Origin of the sequence: Leptolyngbya cf. ectocarpi LEGE 11479 (genome assembly GCF_015207065.1) — a bacterium.
GTDB lineage: Bacteria > Cyanobacteriota > Cyanobacteriia > Phormidesmidales > Phormidesmidaceae > Leptothoe > Leptothoe ectocarpi.
Window position 1 is genome coordinate 1 of record NZ_JADEXP010000628.1, and the last position, 1,427, is coordinate 1,427.

Here is a 1,427-nt window from a genome sequence, read left to right on the forward strand (position 1 = left end):
CCTCTTGGCTTACCTTTTTTTAACGGTAAACTTATTTGCAAATGATGAAATCATAGGTAAGTGGTTTTGTGATAAAGTAACTTACCAAGACGGACGGTGTAAGCTTCCCCTAATTAGAACTGCCTATTTTTCCAAATTCTTCTAAGTTATTGCTTTTAATTTCTTGGGCGGTACCGCCCAAGAAATTAAGTTCCAGATATTTTTTCGGTGAGAGGTATCCGAGGGCCTTATGAGGCCTTTCGTTGTTATAATCCTCCATCCATATTTGGACCTGTTCCCTTACTTGGTCGATATCTTCGAAGATGAACCTATCCAGCGTTCCGCGACGAAAACTTCCGTTAAAGCGTTCCACAAATGCATTTTGTGTGGGTTTCCCGGGCTGTATGTACTTGAACTCGATCCCATGCATCTGGCTCCAGGCCTCGGTCAGGTTGGCGATGAATTCCGGTCCATTGTCCATTCGTATTCTCTTAGGTTTTTTTCTTCGGTTGACCAGATGGTTCAGCACCCAGACCACACGGTTGCTTGTCAGGGAGAAATCCACTTCGATATGGAGTGCCTCCCGGTTGTAATCGTCCATGATGTTCAGTGCCCTGAACCGTTGCCTGTTCTCCAGAACGTCCATAACAAAATCCATACTCCAGGTATGGTCGAGTTCGTTCGGCACCTCCAAAGGCTCCTTGACCCTTGCCGGAAGGCGTTTCTTTGCCTTGCGCCTCATTGAAAGCCCCAACGCCTTGTAGACGCGGTAAACCCTTTTATGGTTCCATGGCCTGCCCTCCGCCCTTAGACGATGGTAGGCCATCCAAAAACCCTCTTCGGGATGGGCCTCCGCCTTTTGCAGCAGTGCGTCCTCCAACTCCCTATCGTCCTTGGGCAACGGCCTGTAATAGTAAACGCTCTTTCCCATATCCAGTACACGGCACGCCCTGCTGATGCCGTAATGGGAAAGTTCATTGCTTATGGCTCTTTTACGGCAGGGCCTTATAGCTTTTTTTCGATGATCTCCTTGGCCATCTGGTGGTCCAGGGCAAGAGTGGCATACATCTGCTTGAGCTTGCGGTTCTCCTCCTCCAGCTCCTTTATGCGCCTGAGCTCCTTGCCGCTCATGCCGGCGTACTTGGAGCGCCACTTGTAAAAGGCGGCGGAACTTACCCCGTGGTCGCGGGTTATCTCCGCGACCGTCTTGCCGTTGTCGAACTCCTTTAAAATACTTGCGATCTGTGTGGGTGAAAATTTGCTCTTCCTCATAATACTGTTTAAAATTAAGATTAATATTCTACTTTTAAACAGTTCGGTTTTAAGGGAAGCTTACAATTTTGTAAGAAATTTACGAAAAAAATATAGGATAATTTGAAATAAATATGAAAAAAATTCCTCTTTTGGTGAAAATATGAGGGGGTTAAAATTGTAAGCCACCCCTGATT

1 protein-coding gene is annotated in these 1,427 nt (G+C 46.5%); it reads right to left on the reverse strand.

Annotation, left to right across the window (positions count from 1 at the left end):
• Window positions 1-109: 109 nt before the first annotated feature.
• A protein-coding gene (locus tag IQ260_RS30600) for an IS3 family transposase (RefSeq protein WP_193996803.1) occupies window positions 110-1,251 on the reverse strand; the annotation gives its coding sequence in 2 pieces (ribosomal slippage) (window positions 110-990 and window positions 990-1,251; 1,143 coding nt in all).
• Window positions 1,252-1,427 lie beyond the last annotated feature (176 nt).